The organism is Acidovorax sp. K2F (genome assembly GCF_025246485.1).
Taxonomy (GTDB): domain Bacteria; phylum Pseudomonadota; class Gammaproteobacteria; order Burkholderiales; family Burkholderiaceae_C; genus Acidovorax; species Acidovorax delafieldii.
In genome coordinates, this window is record NZ_JAOBSQ010000030.1 from 198,534 (window position 1) to 215,962 (window position 17,429).

11 protein-coding genes are annotated in these 17,429 nt (G+C 66.1%); 7 read left to right on the forward strand and 4 right to left on the reverse strand.

The window, feature by feature from the left end; genetic code table 11:
- Window positions 1–27 precede the first annotated feature (27 nt).
- Window positions 28–4,035 carry a phosphoribosylformylglycinamidine synthase gene (purL, locus tag N4G42_RS10070; RefSeq protein WP_260667038.1) on the forward strand — a complete coding sequence of 1,336 codons (4,008 nt, stop codon included), beginning with the start codon at window positions 28–30 and terminating at the stop codon, window positions 4,033–4,035.
- 186 nt (window positions 4,036–4,221) lie between these two features.
- Here the strand turns inward: purL and N4G42_RS10075 are convergent, their stop codons facing one another.
- Window positions 4,222–4,911 carry a class I SAM-dependent methyltransferase gene (locus N4G42_RS10075; RefSeq protein ID WP_116749566.1) on the reverse strand — a complete coding sequence of 230 codons (690 nt, stop codon included), beginning with the start codon at window positions 4,909–4,911 and terminating at the stop codon, window positions 4,222–4,224.
- Window positions 4,912–5,145: 234 nt separating this feature from the next.
- On the opposite strand from N4G42_RS10075, the gene N4G42_RS10080 reads away from it, so the two are divergent.
- The 4 genes from N4G42_RS10080 (at window position 5,146) to egtB (ending at window position 9,228) form a co-directional block, all read left to right on the forward strand.
- A complete protein-coding gene (locus tag N4G42_RS10080) occupies window positions 5,146–6,132 on the forward strand; it encodes a DUF808 domain-containing protein (RefSeq protein WP_260667039.1) in 987 nt (328 codons plus the stop codon).
- A 129-nt stretch (window positions 6,133–6,261) separates the two neighbouring features.
- Window positions 6,262–6,852, forward strand: coding sequence for an OmpW/AlkL family protein (locus N4G42_RS10085; protein ID WP_015013729.1), 591 nt, complete (start codon window positions 6,262–6,264; stop codon window positions 6,850–6,852).
- A gap of 240 nt (window positions 6,853–7,092) precedes the next feature.
- The gene (egtD, locus tag N4G42_RS10090; RefSeq protein ID WP_108499952.1) at window positions 7,093–8,010 is read left to right on the forward strand and encodes an L-histidine N(alpha)-methyltransferase; all 918 of its coding nucleotides are present in this window, start codon (window positions 7,093–7,095) and stop codon (window positions 8,008–8,010) included.
- Window positions 8,011–8,022: 12 nt separating this feature from the next.
- Window positions 8,023–9,228, forward strand: a complete 1,206-nt coding sequence (gene egtB / locus N4G42_RS10095; protein ID WP_260667040.1) for an ergothioneine biosynthesis protein EgtB — start codon at window positions 8,023–8,025, stop codon at window positions 9,226–9,228.
- Between the two features lie 205 nt (window positions 9,229–9,433).
- On the opposite strand, the gene N4G42_RS10100 is transcribed toward egtB, so the two are convergent.
- The 3 genes from N4G42_RS10100 to N4G42_RS10110 all read right to left on the reverse strand — a co-directional run bounded on the left by N4G42_RS10100 (window position 9,434) and on the right by N4G42_RS10110 (window position 15,639).
- Entirely contained in the window at window positions 9,434–10,717 is a 1,284-nt protein-coding gene (locus tag N4G42_RS10100) for an O-acetylhomoserine aminocarboxypropyltransferase/cysteine synthase family protein (RefSeq protein ID WP_260667042.1), read from the reverse strand.
- A 169-nt stretch (window positions 10,718–10,886) separates the two neighbouring features.
- Window positions 10,887–13,580: a cation-translocating P-type ATPase gene (locus tag N4G42_RS10105; RefSeq protein ID WP_260667043.1), complete on the reverse strand. Its 2,694-nt coding sequence runs from the start codon at window positions 13,578–13,580 to the stop codon at window positions 10,887–10,889.
- Window positions 13,581–13,635: 55 nt separating this feature from the next.
- Window positions 13,636–15,639, reverse strand: coding sequence for a peptidase U32 family protein (locus N4G42_RS10110; protein WP_260667044.1), 2,004 nt, complete (start codon window positions 15,637–15,639; stop codon window positions 13,636–13,638).
- Between the two features lie 196 nt (window positions 15,640–15,835).
- Here N4G42_RS10110 and N4G42_RS10115 point away from each other — a divergent pair, with 196 nt between their 5' ends.
- Window positions 15,836–16,990 (forward strand): branched-chain amino acid ABC transporter substrate-binding protein, encoded by a 1,155-nt coding sequence (locus tag N4G42_RS10115; protein ID WP_409557814.1) that lies wholly within the window; start codon window positions 15,836–15,838, stop codon window positions 16,988–16,990.
- 141 nt (window positions 16,991–17,131) lie between these two features.
- Window positions 17,132–17,383, forward strand: a complete 252-nt coding sequence (locus N4G42_RS10120) for a hypothetical protein (RefSeq protein WP_121943192.1) — start codon at window positions 17,132–17,134, stop codon at window positions 17,381–17,383.
- Window positions 17,384–17,429 lie beyond the last annotated feature (46 nt).

The following is a 17,429-nucleotide window of genomic DNA, read 5'->3' on the forward strand; positions in this document are numbered from 1 at the left end:
CCTGACACCCCCCAACAGGCCGCTACCGTGACCTTGCACATGACCACGCTGGCGGGCGGCAACGCCCTCAGCTCCTTCCGCGCCCAGCAACTTCAACCCGCCCTGGAGGCGATCCACCCCAAGATCAGTGGCATTGCAGCGCGTTTCGTGCACCTGGTCGCCACCGATGCGGCCCCCACTCCTGCAGAACAAGAACGCCTGGCCGCGCTGCTGACCTATGGCGACCCCTACGCGGGCCCTGAAGACGGCGCCGCGCTCATCGTCACGCCCCGCCTGGGCACGCTGTCGCCCTGGGCCTCCAAGGCCACCGACATTGCGCGCAACTGCGGCATCGCCATCCGCCGTGTCGAGCGCATCACCGAGTACCGCATCAGCCTGAAATCCGGCCTGCTGGGCAAGACACCCGAGCTGACGGCCGAGCAACTGGGCCAGATCGCCGCACTGCTGCACGACCGCATGACCGAATCGGTGGTGGCCGACCGCAGCGCCGCAGCCGCCCTGTTCACCGAACTGCAGCCCGCCCTCATGGAGCATGTGGATGTGCTGGCCGGTGGTCGCGCGGCACTCGAAGCGGCCAACACCCGCTTCGGCCTGGCCCTCGCCGACGATGAAATCGACTACCTCGTGACCGCCTTCACGGGCCTGAAGCGCAACCCCACCGACGTGGAACTGATGATGTTCGCGCAGGCCAACAGCGAACACTGCCGCCACAAGATCTTCAACGCCGAGTTCACCATCGACGGCGTGGCGCAGAGCAAGAGCCTGTTCGGCATGATCCGCAACACGCACCAGCTGGCGCCCCAGCACACGGTGATCGCGTATTCAGACAACGCCTCGGTCATGGAAGGCCATCAGGTGGAGCGTTTTGTGGCAAAAATGGCCGCAAGCGCTAGTGAATCAAGCGCTAATAGCTATCAAAAAAGTAGCGTTACCCAGCATGTGCTGATGAAGGTGGAAACGCACAACCACCCCACTGCCATCTCGCCCTTCCCAGGCGCATCGACCGGCGCGGGCGGCGAGATCCGCGACGAAGGCGCCACCGGCCGGGGCTCCAAACCCAAGGCGGGCCTCACGGGTTTCACCGTGTCCAAGCTCTGGGGCAGCACCGTGGGCAAGCCTGAGCACATTGCCAGCCCGCTGCAGATCATGGTCGAAGGCCCATTGGGCGGCGCGGCGTTCAACAACGAATTCGGTCGTCCCAACCTGAACGGCTACTTCCGCGAGTACGAGCAGAACGTCGGCGGTGTGCAGCGTGGCTACCACAAGCCCATCATGATCGCGGGCGGTGTGGGCGTGATCGATGCAGAGCTGACGAAAAAGATCGAATTCCCTGCAGGCTCGCTGATGATCCAGCTGGGCGGCCCCGGCATGCGCATCGGCATGGGCGGCAGCGCGGCGAGCTCCATGGCCACCGGCACCAATGCGGCCGAGCTGGACTTTGACTCGGTGCAGCGTGGCAACCCTGAGATCGAGCGCCGTGCACAAGAGGTCATCAACCACTGCTGGGCACAGGGCACGAACAACCCCATCCTGGCCATCCACGACGTGGGCGCGGGCGGTTTGTCCAACGCCTTCCCCGAGCTGACCAATGATGCTGGCCGCGGCGCGCGCTTTGACCTCCGTGCCGTGCAGCTCGAAGAGTCCGGCATGAGCCCGAAGGAAATCTGGAGCAACGAGTCGCAAGAACGCTACGTGCTGGCGATTGCGCCCGAATCGCTGGAGCAGTTCAAAGCCTTCTGCGAACGCGAGCGCTGCCCGTTTGCCGTGATCGGTACGGCCACCGAAGAGCGCCAGCTGGTGTTGCACGACCCCGCTGCCACGGCCGACGACCAGAAGCTCCCCGTGGACATGCCCATGAACGTGCTGCTGGGCAAGCCGCCCAAGATGCACCGCGACGTGAAGACCGTGGTGCGCGAATTTGCACCGATGGACTTGACCGGCGTGCCGCTGCAAAAGGCCGTGATCGATGTGCTGGCCCATCCCACGGTCGCCTCCAAGCGCTTCCTCATCACCATTGGCGACCGCACCGTGGGTGGCCTGTCGCACCGCGACCAGATGGTCGGCCCCTGGCAAGTGCCCGTGGCCGATTGCGCCGTGACACTGGCCGATTACAAGGGCTTTGCGGGTGAAGCGATGAGCATGGGCGAGCGCACGCCGCTGGCCGCCATCAACGCGCCCGCCTCGGGTCGCATGGCCGTGGCCGAGGCCATCACCAATCTGCTGGCTGCGCCCATTGAGCTGCCGCGTGTGAAGCTATCGGCCAACTGGATGGCCGCCTGCGGCGAGCCCGGCGAAGACGCTGCGCTCTACGAAACCGTGAAGGCCGTGGGCATGGAACTGTGCCCCGCGCTGGGCGTGTCCATTCCCGTGGGCAAGGACAGTCTGTCCATGCGCACGCAGTGGAATGAAGGTTCCGACAAGAAGAAAGTCACCTCGCCCGTCAGCCTGATCGTGAGCGCCTTTGCTTCGCTGTCCGACGTGCGGGGTACGCTCACTCCCCAGCTCAACGCCACCGAGGCCGATACCACGCTGGTGCTGATCGACCTGGGCAAGGGCCAGAACCGCATGGGCGGCAGCATCCTGGGCCAGACGCTGGAGCAAAGCGGCGACGTGGTGCCCGATGTTGACGACCCCAAAGACCTGGTCAACTTGGTCAACGCCGTGAACGCACTGCGCGCCAAGGGCCAGATCCTGGCCTACCACGACCGCAGCGATGGTGGCCTGCTGGCCGCAGCAGCCGAAATGGCCTTTGCAGGCCATGTGGGCGTGGCGCTCAACGTGGACATGCTGGTGACTGAAGGCGACGGCATCAGCGACAGCCGCATGGAAACCGGTGACGCCAAGAACTGGGCGCAGCAGGTCAGTGCCCGCCGTGAAGAACTGACGCTCAAGGCGCTGTTCAACGAAGAGCTGGGTGTGCTGCTGCAAGTGCGCACCGCCGAGCGCAACGATGTGATGCAGGTGCTGCGCGAGCATGGCCTGTCCAAATTCAGCCACTTCGTGGGCAAGACGCGCCCAGTGTCGTCCGAAATCGACGCAGGCAAGGGCGAACTCCAGGTCTGGCGCGATGCCAAGGCCGTGTTCAGTGCCTCGCTGGCCGACCTGCACCAGGTGTGGGATGCGGTGAGCTGGAAGATCTGCCAGCAGCGCGACAACCCCGCCAACGCCGATGCCGAGCACGCTGCAGCGGGCGAGCCCGCCGACCCGGGCTTGCACGTGCACCTCACGTTCGACGCAGCCGACAACGTGGCCGCGCCGTACCTCAACCTGGCCAAACCCAAGGTCGCGATCCTGCGCGAGCAGGGCGTGAACTCGCACATCGAGATGGCCTACGCCTTCACCGAGGCGGGCTTCGAGGCCTACGACGTGCACATGACCGACCTGCAGACCGGCCGCGTCCAACTCGAAGACTTCAAGGGCGTGGTGGCCTGCGGCGGCTTCAGCTATGGCGACACGCTGGGCGCTGGCATTGGCTGGGCGCGGTCCATCACCTTCAACCCGGTGCTGGCCGCACAGTTCCAAGGCTTCTTCGGTCGTGCCGACACGTTTGGCCTGGGCGTGTGCAATGGCTGCCAGATGTTCGCGGAACTGGCCGACATCATCCCCGGCGCACAAGACTGGCCGCGCTTCACCACCAACCAGAGCGAGCGCTTCGAGGCCCGCCTGTCGCTGGTGGAAGTGCTCGAATCTCCCAGCCTGTTCCTGCAAGGCATGGCAGGCAGCCGCCTGCCGATTGCGGTGGCACACGGCGAGGGCTATGCCAACTTCAAGTACCGGGGCAACGCCGACAAGGCCATTGCTGCGATGCGCTACGTGGACAACCACGGCCGCGCGACGGAGCAGTACCCCTTCAACCCCAACGGCAGCGCGGGTGGCCTGACGGCAGTGACCACGGCCGACGGCCGCTTCACGGCCATGATGCCGCACCCCGAGCGCGTGTTCCGCAACGTGCAGATGAGCTGGACCAGCGAGGACAAGGCCCAGGCCAGCGGCTGGATGCGCATCTGGCGCAACGCGCGCAAGTGGGTTGGGTAGCAGGGGGCATCCCCCTGAGCGGCTGCGCCGCTTCCCCCTTCTCTCGATTCGCTGCGCGAATCGGGAAGAGGGACGCAGCCCTCGCTGCGGGGCGGCCCTTGCTCGGCTGCCCTGGCGCTTAGGGTGCGCGGGCTCGGCGGTCTGATGGTGGCGCTATCGCGCCGGGCCAACCCTTCAAAGTCGTGTTCAGGCCGCTGTTAAGGTGCGCTGGTACATCAGCAGCCGCCCTTTGTACGCCGGCACATCGGCCAGGGCGGGGTGGTCCAGTCGCTCTTCGATCACATCGAAACGGTGCACAGCCATCTGCTTATGGAAGGTGGAGCGGTTGCCCCTGTTCGGGTCCACGATCCAGATCTGCGCGCCGTCGCCTGCGTGGTGGTCCAGAAAGGTGGCCAGGGACGCACGAGCGTCGCGTTCGTACAGCACATCGCTGCCGATGATGAGGTCGAACTGGCCTTGCACCGCGTTGGCCGGTGCTGGCGCGTCCGAGCCCCATTGACCCGTGCGGTACTTCACGGGTGACAGGCCGTTCAAGCGCGCGTTTTCCTGCAGGAACTGTTGGGCCAGAGGATGGCAGTCGCTGGCGGTGACATCGATACCGCGCCGGTGGCACACCAGGCTGGCCAGGCCCAGTCCGCAGCCGATCTCCAGCACACGTTCGCCCGCCAGCAGGGGGCGGCTGGCCATGCGCTGGGCCAGCTGCGCGCCCGACGGCCACAACAGGCCGAAGAGGGGCCAGGCGGCTGATGAGATGCCCAGCGCCTCGGCGGCGCCCAGCGGGTCGGCAAACTGCTGCTTATCCAGCAGCGACTGGATGATCAGGTCTGCCGCGCCGGTGATGGCGATGTCTTCTTGTTTGGTCAGGTAGCCGGGCATGGCGGGGCGGTGAAGCCCGCAGAAGGCCCCATAGCGGGTAGTGGATGAGGGCGCGAGTATGCGCCTTGTGGCTGGGCAGGCATGCCCGCAGGCAATGTGGGGCTATCTGCGAATGGCATGGCCGCTGCACGACGATGGGGGCTTGCGCGGCGGTTGCCTGTGCGTTGCTATAGTGCGGCGCACACCGGCGGCTTGTTCGCCGCATTTTTTTGCGACTCATCCCAAGGACTTCCCATGGCCGCTGGCAGCCTGCTTGCTTTGCTCGACGATATCGCCACCATCCTCGACGATGTGGCCTTGATGACCAAGGTGGCGGCCAAGAAGAGCGCTGCCATGGCCGACGATGTGTCGGTGATGACCAAGGTGGCTGCACAGAAGACGGCGGGCGTGCTGGGGGACGACCTGGCGCTCAACGCCCAGCAGGTGACCGGGGTGCGCGCTGAGCGCGAGATTCCGGTGGTGTGGGCGGTGGCCAAGGGCTCGTTCATCAACAAGGTCATCCTGGTGCCCGCTGCGCTGCTGATCAGCGCCTTTGCGCCGTGGGCCGTGACGCCGCTGCTGATGGTGGGGGGCGCCTTCCTGTGCTTTGAGGGCTGTGAGAAGGTGGCGCACAAGCTGCTGCACGCCCAACATGAGGATGAGGCCGAGCATGAGAGCCACGCCAAGGCCAATGCCAATCCAGCGGTAGATCTGGTGGCCTTTGAAAAGGACAAGATCAAGGGCGCCGTGCGCACGGACTTCATCCTGTCGGCCGAAATCATTGCGATCACGCTGGGCACGGTGGCCGCTGCGCCCTTCGTGCAGCAGCTCACGGTGCTGTCGGGCATCGCCATCATCATGACCATCGGTGTCTATGGGCTGGTGGCGGGTATCGTCAAGCTGGACGACCTGGGCCTGTGGCTCAACAACAAGGCCAGCAGCGCCGCGCGCGCCCTGGGATCGGGCATCCTGCGCGCAGCACCTTGGCTGATGAAGGGGCTGTCCATTGCGGGCACTGCGGCGATGTTTCTGGTGGGCGGTGGCATTCTGGTGCACGGCGTGCCTGCGTTGCACCATGCGGTTGAGGCTGCAGGCACGGCAGCGGCGCAATGGCCCGTGGGCGGGCTGTGGGCGGTGCTGGTGCCCAACCTGCTGAATGCCGTGGTGGGCATCGTGGCGGGTGGCCTGGTGCTGGCCGGGTGGACCCTGGTTCAGCGCCTGCGGGGCAAGTCCACAGCTTGATAGTGGGTATTCCTTGATCTAGGTCTAAGGGTTACTACCGAGGGCTTGAGGTAAGGCAAGGCCGGGTCGTGGCCGCAGCGGTTCAATGCATGCACGGGGGTCGTCCCCGTCCAACCGATGCGAAATACCATGAAAAAGAACCTGCTGGCTGTCGCCGTTCTCTGTGCCCTTTCTTCTGGCGCTGCCCTGGCGCAACAGGCTGAAGGCCCCTGGATGGTCCGTGCACGTGCGGTGCACCTGGACAGCGCCAACAAGGACAGCACACCGCTGGGCCTGTCGGTCAACAATAAGACCATCCCTGAAGTGGATGTGACCTACTTCTTCAACAAGAACATCGCGGCCGAGCTGATCCTGACCGTGCCCCAGAAGCACACGCTCAGCGCTGGCGGCGCAGCCATTGGCACGCTCAAGCACCTGCCCCCCACACTGCTGGCGCAGTACCACTTTGATGCCCCCGGCTTCAAGCCCTACGTGGGCGCGGGCCTGAACTACACGCGTTTCTCGAGCGTGAACCTGCCCGCAGGCGTGAGCATTGACCGCAACAGCTTCGGCCCCGCGCTGCAAGTGGGTGTGGACATCCCGCTGGCCAAGAACCTGTACCTCAACTTCGACGTGAAGAAGGTTTTCATCAAGACCGACGTGAGCGCAGGCGGTGCCAAGCTGGGCACCTTCAAGGTGGACCCCGTTCTGGTGGGCGTGGGTCTGGGCTGGCGCTTCTAAGGGCACAGGGCCCCAGGCGGGCCCTGCGTTCCTGACAATAAAAGTTCTCCAAGGGTCTGAAGGGCTGGCGCATGTGCCAGCCCTTTTTTTGTGGGTGCGGAAATGGCCTACACACGGCAGTCAGCGAGGCAACGCACAATGGGGCAGGGGAGCGTGTGGGGCGTGCCGCAATGTGGGCGCTCCAGGTGCCTCTGCTTTTGACCACCCGGCGGCGCTGCCGCCCCAACGTCCTGACGACCCATGCTCCTGCCTCGCTATTCCGACATCACCCGCGGACTGACCCAGCGGCCCGCACGCATCTCCCCCAAGTATTTCTACGACCAGCATGGCTCGCAGCTGTTTGAAGCCATCACACGCCTGCCGGAGTACTACCCCACACGCACCGAAATGGCGCTGATGCAGACACATGCAGACAGCATCGCGGGCGCCGTGGGCGCAGGCCGCACCCTGATCGAACTGGGCGCGGGCAACTGCCAGAAGGCCCGCACCCTGTGCCGCCTGGTGCAGCCGGCCTGTTTTGTGGGCGTGGACATTTCGGCGGATTTTCTGGAGCAGGCGGTGCAAGGGCTGCGCGACGACTTCCCGGCGCTGGATGCCCGCGCGCTGGCGGGCGACATGACCCTGGGGGTGTCACTGCCTGACGACATTCCCCGCACCGGGCGCCTCGTGTTCTACCCGGGCTCGTCCATCGGCAACTTCGACCCGCCGCACGCGCTGGAGCTGCTGGCCCACATGCGCGATCTGATCGACGACGATGGCGGCCTGCTCATTGGCATCGATTTGCCCAAGGATGTGGCGGTGCTCGAAGCCGCCTACGACGATGCAGCGGGGGTCACCGCCGAGTTCAACCGCAATGTGCTGCGGCATGTGAACCGCCTGATCGGCAGCGACTTTGACGTGGCGCAGTGGCAGCACCGTGCGTTCTTCAACACCGAGGCGTCGCGCATTGAAATGCACCTGGAGGCTGCCTCTGCCACCGAGGTGTGCTGGCCCGGCGGCGGTCGCAGGTTCGACCAGGGCGAGCGCATCCACACCGAGAACAGCTACAAGTACCCGTTGCCCGTGTTCACCGACATGCTTGCGCGCGCCGGTTTTGCGCAGGCCCAGGCGTGGACGGACGAGCGTGGCTGGTTCGCGGTGGTCCACGCCCGTCCTTGACCGGTGGCTGCCATGACCGTGACATCCCCCGCATTCGACACGCTGTTGGCGCGCTACACCGCGGTACGCGGCCGCTCGCTGGCCCTGGCGGCTCCGCTGTCGCCCGAGGACTGCGCCGCGCAGTCCATGCCCGACGCCAGTCCCACCAAATGGCACCTGGCCCACACCACCTGGTTCTTTGAGACCTTTGTGCTCGAAGCCCACGAGCCAGGTTTCCAGCCGTTTGCACCGGCGTTCCGGGTGCTGTTCAACTCCTACTACAACGGTGTGGGCGCCAAGCACCCGCGTCCGCAGTGCGGGCTGCTCACGCGGCCATCGCTGGACGAGGTGCTCTCCTACCGCGCCAATGTGGACGCCCGCATGGCACGCCTTTGGCCCACCGTGGCGCACGACGACGCGCTGCGTGGCCTGATCGAGCTGGGCCTGCAGCATGAGCAGCAGCACCAGGAGCTGATACTCACCGACATCCTGCACCTGCTGTCCTGCAACCCCTTGTTCCCTACCTATGCCAAGCCTTCAGACGCTGTGGCGCCCGAGGCTGACCAAACACTGGCGTGGCATTCCTTTGACGGGGGGCTGGCCGATATCGGCCACGCTGGCAGCGGCTTTGCCTTTGACAACGAGGGCCCGCGCCATCGTGTGTATCTGCATCCCTACGCGCTGGCCTCGCGGTTGGTGACGCAGGCCGAGTATCTGGCGTTTTTGGAAGGTGGCGGCTACCGCAACCCACTGCTCTGGCTGGCCGAAGGCTGGGACTGGCGGGCGGCGCAGGGTCTGGAGCAGCCGCTGTACTGGCATCGCGTCGACGGGGCCTGGCACCAGTTCACGCTGGCCGGCCTGCAACCGCTGCAGGGCAACCAGCCGGTGGTGCATTTGTCGTACTACGAGGCCGATGCCTACGCGCGCTGGGTGGGCGCGCGCCTGCCCACCGAGGCCGAATGGGAGCATGCGGCCGCGCAGGGTGCCGCTGGCATGGCGCAGTGGCACGACGCTGCCTGGCAGTGGACGCAGTCGAGCTACGCGCCGTACCCCGGCTTCCGGGTGGCCGAAGGCGCCGTGGGTGAGTACAACGGCAAGTTCATGGTCAACCAGTACGTGCTGCGGGGCTCGTCCAGCGCCACGCCGCCGGGGCACGAGCGACTGACCTACCGCAACTTCTTTCCGGCCACGGCGCGCTGGCAGTTCACCGGCATCCGGCTGGCGCGCGACATCGGCTGAAGGCCGCCAGCGCCCGGCGCTGGCCGTCATCGGCCCGCCGCGTTGGGGCCGGCATGACGGTGTCGCTGCGTGCCGTGGTCTTGTTTGCTATTAAATATGTAGCTGGTGGCGCATATTCCACTAGCGCTTGGACGCAAAAAGCCTCAAAAGTACGGTGACAGGTGCTTGGCCATGCGCTTTTGGGGGGCGCATGGCCATTCGCACATCACACCTTGTCGAGTGCCTGCGCCAGGTCCGCCCGCAGGTCGTCGATGTGCTCGATGCCGACCGACAGGCGCACCATGCCTTCGCTCACGCCCGCCTTGGCCAGCTCTTCGGGATTGAGCTGGCGGTGGGTGGTGGACGCGGGGTGGGTGGCCAGCGACTTTGCATCGCCAATGTTCACGAGGCGCGTGAAGAGCTGCAGCGCGTCGAGGAAACGGGCACCGGCCGCACGTGGATCGGCGTCGCTGTTCTTCACGCCAAAGCTCAGGATGCCCGATGCCTTGCCGCCTGACTGGCGTTGCACCAGCGCGTGGTCCGGGTGGTCGGGCAGACCGGCGTAGCGCACCCATTCGACCTTGGGGTGGCTTTGCAGGTACTGGGCAATGGCCAGCGTGTTGTCGCAGATACGGTCCATGCGCAGCGCCAGGGTTTCGATGCCTTGCAGGATCAGGAAGGCATTGAGCGGCGCCAGCGCCGCACCCGTGTTGCGCAGTGGCACCACGCGTGCACGGCCGATGAAGGCGGCGGGGCCCAGCGCCTCGGTGTAGACCACGCCGTGGTAGCTCACGTCGGGCTCGTTCAAGCGCGGGAAGCGTGCCTTGTGCTCCGCCCACGGGAACTTGCCGCTGTCCACAATCGCGCCACCCACGCTGTTGCCGTGGCCGCCCAGGTACTTGGTGAGCGAGTGCACCACGATGTCCGCGCCATGCTCGATGGGGCGCAGCAGGTAGGGGCTGGGCACGGTGTTGTCCACGATCAGCGGCACGCCGTGGTCGTGCGCCACCTGGGCCAGCGCGGCGATGTCGGTCACGTTGCCCAGCGGGTTGCCGATGGACTCGATGAAGATCGCCTTGGTGCGCGCATCGATGTGCTGCGCAAAGCTGGCCGGGTCGCGCGGGTCGGCAAAGCGGGTGGTGATGCCCTGCTGCGGCAGCGTGTGGGCAAACAGGTTGTAGGTGCCGCCGTAGAGCGTGCTGGCCGAGACGATGTTGTCGCCCGCCTCGGCAATGGTCTGGATGGCGTAGGTGATGGCGGCCATGCCCGAGGCCACGGCCAGCGCGGCAATGCCGCCTTCCAGCGCCGCGACGCGCTTTTCGAGCACGTCGGTGGTGGGGTTCATGATGCGGGTGTAGATGTTGCCCGGCACCTTCAAGTCAAACAGGTCGGCGCCATGCTGGGCGCTGTCAAACGCGTAGGCCACCGTCTGGTAGATGGGCACGGCCACGGCCTTGGTGGTGGGGTCGGGGCTGTAGCCTGCGTGGACGGCCAGGGTTTCGATTTGCATGGGTGCTGTCTCTTTCATTGAAGGGATGGGAGTGGCACAACCGGGCTCGGCCCATTGCTGGACGAGGCCCGATGTGCCGAGGGCGCGGGCCATTCTGGCACCCTGGACCCGTGGCGTCATCGAATCGTTGGCTATGTGCTTATGACGTTCTTGTGCGCCCTGGACTCTTTCAGGCCGAGGGCTCGTCCATGGCGCTGTCCATGGGCTCTGGGGTGGTGCGCCGCGCCTGCTGGCTGCGGCGCCAGGCCTTCTCGACTTCCACGACCACCAGCACCACCAGCGCGGCGCCAATGCACAGCGCCAGCTCGCCCAGGCTCAGCGGCTCGGTGCGGAAGATGGGGTTGAGCCAGGGCACATAGATGGTGGCCATCTGCAGCGCAAAGGTGAGCAGCACGGCACCCAGCAGCGGGCGGTTGCTCAGCAGGCCCAGGCGCCAGATGGGTTCGGATTCGGAGCGGATGGCGATCACATGCGCCATCTGCGCCAGCGTGAGCACGGTGAACACCATGGTCTGCCAGTGCGTGTGGCCGGTGTGCAGGGCCCAGGCCTGCACCGCCAGGCACAGCCCGCCGATGAGCAGGCCCACGCCCAGGATGTGCTGCCACATGCCGTGGGCAAACAGGCTCTCGCGCGGCGCGCGGGGCGGGCGCTGCATGATGCCGCGCTCGGCCGGTTCGGCCGCCAGCGCCAGGCCGGGCAGGCCGTCTGTCACGAGGTTGACCCACAGGATGTGGATGGGCAGCAAAGGGATGGGCAACAGCAACAGCGGCGCCAGGAAGATGGTCCAGATCTCGCCCGAGTTGCCCGTCATCGCGTAGCGCACAAACTTGCGGATGTTGTCGTAGATGCGGCGGCCCTCGCGCACCGCCGCGACGATGGTGGCGAAGTTGTCGTCCAGCAGCACCAGGCTCGATGCCTCGCGTGCCACGTCGGTGCCGCCCTGGCCCATGGCCACGCCGATGTCGGCACGCTTGAGCGCCGGGGCATCGTTCACGCCGTCGCCCGTCATGGCCACAAAGTGGCCCTGGGCCTGCAGCGCCTCGACGATGCGGATCTTCTGCGCCGGGTCCACGCGGGCGTAGACCTGCACCTGCTCCACGCGGGCGCGCAGCGCAGCATCGTCCAGTGTGGCCAGGTCGGCGCCGGTAAGCACCGGGGCATCGCTGCTCTTCACAATGCCCAGGCGGTGCGCAATCGCGCGCGCGGTGGCGGGGTGGTCGCCCGTGATCATCACCGGGGTGATGCCCGCGCTGATGCAGTCGCGCACTGCGGCCTGGGCCTCGGCGCGGGGTGGGTCGATGAGGGCGATCAGGCCCAGCAGCTCCAGCTGGTTTTCTACTGCGTCGATGTCGTTGGTGTCGGGCAGGCGGGCGTGGCTGCGGCGGGCGAGGGCCAGCACGCGCAACCCCTGTGCAGCGAGCTGCTGGGCAGTGGCGAGGACCTTGGCGGTGTCTAGTGCGGCAGCGCCTTCAGGCGTCCAGTGGGCGGTGCAGCGGGGCAGCACGGATTCGGGCGCGCCTTTGGTGTAGGCCACAAAGCCTGCGGCCGCGCGGTGGAAGGTCGTCATGCGCTTGCGGTCGGAGTCAAACGGTTGCTCCTGCACGCGGGGGCTTGCAGCGTCGAGCTGGGCCTTGTCCAGCCCGCCCGCGTGGGCGGCCAGCACCAGCGCGATCTCGGTGGGGTCGCCCAGCCAGTGGATGCCCGACTGGCCCTCTTCGTTGTGGACCTGCAGCGTGGCGTCGTTGCACAGCGCGGCGGCACACAGGGCTTCGGCATGGGCGGGGCCGGGCAGGGGATCGCCGGGCACCCAGCGCACACCGTGGGCCAGCAGCAACTCTGCATGCATGCGGTTCTGGGTCAGGGTGCCGGTCTTGTCCGAGCAGATGGTGGTGACCGAGCCCAGGGTCTCCACCGAGGGCAGGCGCCGCACCAGGGCATGCACCGCCACCATGCGGCGTGCGCCCAGGGCCAGCAGCACCGTGACCACGGCGGGCAGGGCCTCGGGGATGGCGGCCACCGCCAGGCTGATGGCGGTGAGGGCCATGAGCAGCGGCGCCTCGCCGCGCAGCACGCCCACCACAAAGATCACCGCGCAGATGCCCAGCACCGCTATCGCCAGGCGCTTGCCAAACGCCGCGAGGCGCAATTGCAGCGGCGTGCTGCGGTCGCCGGTGTCGAGCAGCGTGGCCACCTTGCCCAGCTCCGTGCGCATGCCGGTGGCCACCACCAGCCCGCGTGCGCGGCCATGGGTGGCGGTGGTGCCCTTGAAAGCCATGTTGGTGCGGTCGCCCAGCGCGCCCACGTCTTCGGCTGCCAGGGCTTCGGTCTGTTTGGCCACCGTGACGGACTCGCCCGTGAGGGCCGATTCATCCACCTGCAACTGCGCGATCTCAATGAGCCGCAGGTCGGCCGGGATCTGGTTGCCCGCCTCCAGCAGCACGATGTCACCGGGCACGAGCACGGTGGCAGGAACCACCTGCACCGCACCGCTGCGCAGCACGGTGGCGTGCGCCGCTGCCAGCTGGCGCAGTGCCGCCATGGCCTGGTCGGCGCGCCAGGCCTGCACAAAGCCGATGACGGCATTGAGCACCACGATGACGAGGATCACCAGCGTGTCGGTGACCTCGCCCACCAGCCCCGAGATGACGGCCGCACCCAGCAGCACCAGCACCATGAAGTCCTTGAACTGGTCGGCCAGCAGACGCCACCAGGGGCGGTCCTGCGATGCGGCCAACTCGTTGGCGCCATGGGTGGCGCTGCGGCGCAGCGCTTCGTCGGCGTGCAGGCCTGCGTCAGGGTTGACGCCATGGGCCTGGGCCACGGCGTCGGTGGGGTGCAGGTGCGGCGCGGTGGATGGGGACATGCGGCGATCGGTGAAACGGGCCGCACGCCCGCACAGGGACTTCTTCGGCGTTGCCTTAGTGCGCGACTTGCGGCCGGGCTTTGTAGAACTGGAGCGGGGCTTCTGGCACCTGGTTCAGTACCTGGCGCTTGATCTTGCCCACCACATGCATTTCACAGGGCTTGCAGTCAAAGCGCAAGGTCAGCTTTTCCTTGCCATTGATCAACATCAAGGGTTCGGCCTTGATGGTGCCCTGCACACCCGTCACGCCCTTTGCCTGCTTGGGGCACAGGCTCATGGAAAAGCGCACGCAGTGTTTGGTGATCATGAGGCTAACCTCGCCTTCCTCTTCGTGCGCCTCGTAGGCCGCGTCGATCACCTTCACGCCGTGGCGCACGTAGAAGTCGTGGGCCTTGTGGTTGAACACGTTGCCCAGGAAAGAAAGCGTGTCCTCAGGGTAGGGCGCAGGCGGCTCCACCGGCGTGGCGCGCGGCAGGCGGGCAAAGTTGTGGGCCCGGTTGGCTTCCAGGTCGGCCACAGCATCGCGGCGCAGGGCGTTGAGCACCGAGGCGGGCACAAACCACGGCTGCGAGAGTTGCAGCGCAATGTCGTGCACCGCAAACACCGTGGCGCCAAAGCGGCCGAGCTGCTCGCGCAGGCTGGCTTCGGCCTTGGTGGCGTCGGTGGCAACCTGATGCGGCTGCTGCACGTCTGCGCAACCCACATTGCCGTCATCGTCGGTCAGCATCAGGCTGAAGCCGCTGGGCGTTTCGCTGAGGTGCGCCCACAGGCCGATGCGGCGGTCGCTGGACTTTTTCTCCAGCGTGCGCACCCAGTCCATGTCGCGGTTGCGGTTGACTTCGGTGCCCTTGCGCAGGTCCTTGAAGCCGTCCATCGGGTCCTTGGGGTACACCCGCCACTGGCCGACGCTGCGTGCCGACAGGGGCTCGGCCACGTTGATGGCCATGCCCACCAGCTCCTTGTGCAGGTCGTAGTAGCACAGGCCGTCGCCGTTGTGCAGCACGGTGGCGGGGTCGCTCACTTCCAGCTCCACAAAGTCGGGGCCTACCTTGGTCACCCAGCCGATGGCTTGGCCGGGGTTCTTGGGGGTGTCGAAGGCGCCGATGTCTTCCTTGCGGCCGGTGACAAAGTAGTCGGTGAACTCGCGGTTGAAGTTTTGGAGCGGGTCGGGTTTGAAAGTGAAAGTGGTGCGCCCGCTGGACGAGCGCGACAGCGGGCGGCCTTGCGCCTCGCGCTCTTCAATGATTTCGTCGAGCAGCGTGCGGTAGTGGGCGGTGATGTTCTTCACATAGCCCATGTCCTTGTAGCGCCCTTCGATCTTGAAGCTGCGCACGCCTGCGTCGATGAGAGCACGCAGGTTGTCGGACTGGTTGTTGTCCTTCATGCTCAGCACGTGCTTGTCATGCGCGATGAAGCGGCCCTGCGCGTCCGTCACCTGGTAGGGCAGGCGGCAGGCCTGGCTGCAGTCGCCCCGGTTGGCGCTGCGGCCCGTTTGCGCATGGCTGATGTTGCACTGGCCGCTGTAGGCCACGCACAGCGCGCCATGGATGAAGAACTCGATGTTGGCGCGGCCAGGGGCATCGACCGGGCCCAGCGCCTTGTGCACGGCGGCGATCTGCTGCACCGTCAGCTCGCGCGCCAGCACGATTTGCGACAGGCCTGCGTCCTGCAAAAAGCGCGCTTTTTCGGGCGTGCGGATGTCGGTCTGGGTGCTGGCGTGCAGCTGGATGGGGGGCAGGTCGATTTCCAAGAGGCCCATGTCCTGGATGATGAGTGCGTCCGCGCCCGCCTCGTACACCTGCCAGGCCATGCGGCGCGCGGCTTCGAGCTCGTCGTCGCGCAGGATGGTGTTGAGCGTGATGAAGATGCGGCTGTTGAAGCGGTGCGCGTGCTTGACCAGGCGCTCAATGTCCCGGATGTCGTTGCCCGCGCTGGCCCGGGCGCCGAAGGCCGGGCCGCCGATGTAGACGGCATCGGCGCCGTGGTTGATGGCTTCGATGCCAATGTCTGCGTCGCGCGCAGGCGAGAGCAGTTCGAGCTGGTGGGGCAGGAGGGACATGGGGCGTGATTATCCCAGCCAGCCTCGCCGGGCGGTGCGCGCCGGACGTATTAGCCCGGTTAATGCTGGAGCAAATTACTAAGTTTGCTTAGTAATTTTCCAGAAATGAGGGTTCGGGTGGCTACGATGCAGGGTTTGTTGTGTACAAGTTCGGTGCACAACAGGATGCTTTGACCGACCCAGGAGACTTTGTACTGTGCTGCGCCCCGTTTTCGCTTCTTCGCCCCTGTTCCGTATTTCTGCCCTGACCGCCCTTGCGCTGGCGGCCAACCTGGCCTCCGCCCAGGACGTGCAAACCGTCAAGATCGCCCACGCAGGCCCGGTGTCGGGCGGCATTGCCCACATCGGCAAGGACACGGAAAACGGTGTGCGCCTGGCCATTGACGATCTGAACGCCCAAAACCTCGTCATCGGTGGCAAGAAGATCAAGTTTGAAATCGCGGCCGAAGACGACGCGGGCGACCCACGCCAGGCCACCGCCGTGGCGCAAAAGCTCTGCGACCAGAAGGTGGCGGGCGTGGTGGGCCACCTGCAGTCGGGCACGTCCATTCCCGCGTCGGCCGTCTACGCCAAGTGCGACCTGCCCCACATCACGGCCTCGGCCTCCAACCCCGACCTGACGAAGCCCGGCCACAAGACCACCTTCCGCCTGATCGCCAACGACAACGCGCTGGGCGCTGCGCTGGCGCTGTTTGGTGCGGACCACCTCAAGCTCAAGAACGTGGCCATCATCGACGACCGCACGGCCTACGGCCAGGGCGTGGCCTCGGTCTTCAAGGCCACGGCACAGCAAAAGGGCCTGAAAGTGGTGGCCGAGGAGTTCACTAACGACAAGGCCACCGACTTCATGGCCATCCTCACCGCCATCAAGAACAAGAAGCCCGACGCGATTTTCTACGGCGGCCTGGACGCCCAAGCCGGCCCCATGCTGCGCCAGATGGAGCAACTGGGCCTGGGCAACGTGAAGTTCTTCGGCGGTGATGCGCTGTGCACCGAGAAGCTGCCCGAACTGTCGGGCAAGACCCCCGCGCTGAAGAATGTGACCTGCGCGACGGGCGGTGCCTCGGTGGACAAGATGCAGGGCGGCTCGGACTGGAAGAAGCGCTACGACGCCAAGTTCCCCGGCCAGTTCCAGATCTACAGCCCCTACGCCTATGACGCCGCCATGGTGCTGGCCGACGCGATGAAGCGCGCCAACTCGGTGGACCCCAAGGTGTTCGCGCCGTTCCTCGTCAAGACTGAATACAAGGGCGTGACCGCCAACATCGCCTTCACCGCCAAGGGCGAGTTGACCACGCCCGCCGTGACCTTGTACACGTTCAAGGACGGCAGCCGCGTGGCATTGAACTGAGGTCACTCTCCGGCGTTGCTTCAGCGACTCCTGACCCAACGGCCGCTCCCTGCGGCCGTTTTTGCGTGCGGCGTTTGGCTTTACAGTCAGATCCCATCGCAAGAACGCGCGGGCCCCCGGTGCCCGCCAAGGAGCCCAGGTATGCGCGCAATGTTTGGATTGGTCGGACTGGTGGTGGTGCTGGCCATCGTGGGCCTGCTGGCCAAGAAGCAACTGGCGGCCACGCGCGCCCCCGTGCCCGCATTGCAAACCGCCACAGGCGCGGCGGGGCCTGCGTCGGTGCCGACCGGAACGGTGCGTGAGCAGAGCCAGCAGATGCAGCAGCAGGTCAAGCAGCAGGTAGAAGGCCTGATGCAACAGGCACGCCCCATGCCCGAAGACGAGAAAAAATGAGCCAGATCGGCTTCAAGCGCTGATATTTCATGCCTTAGATGCTATT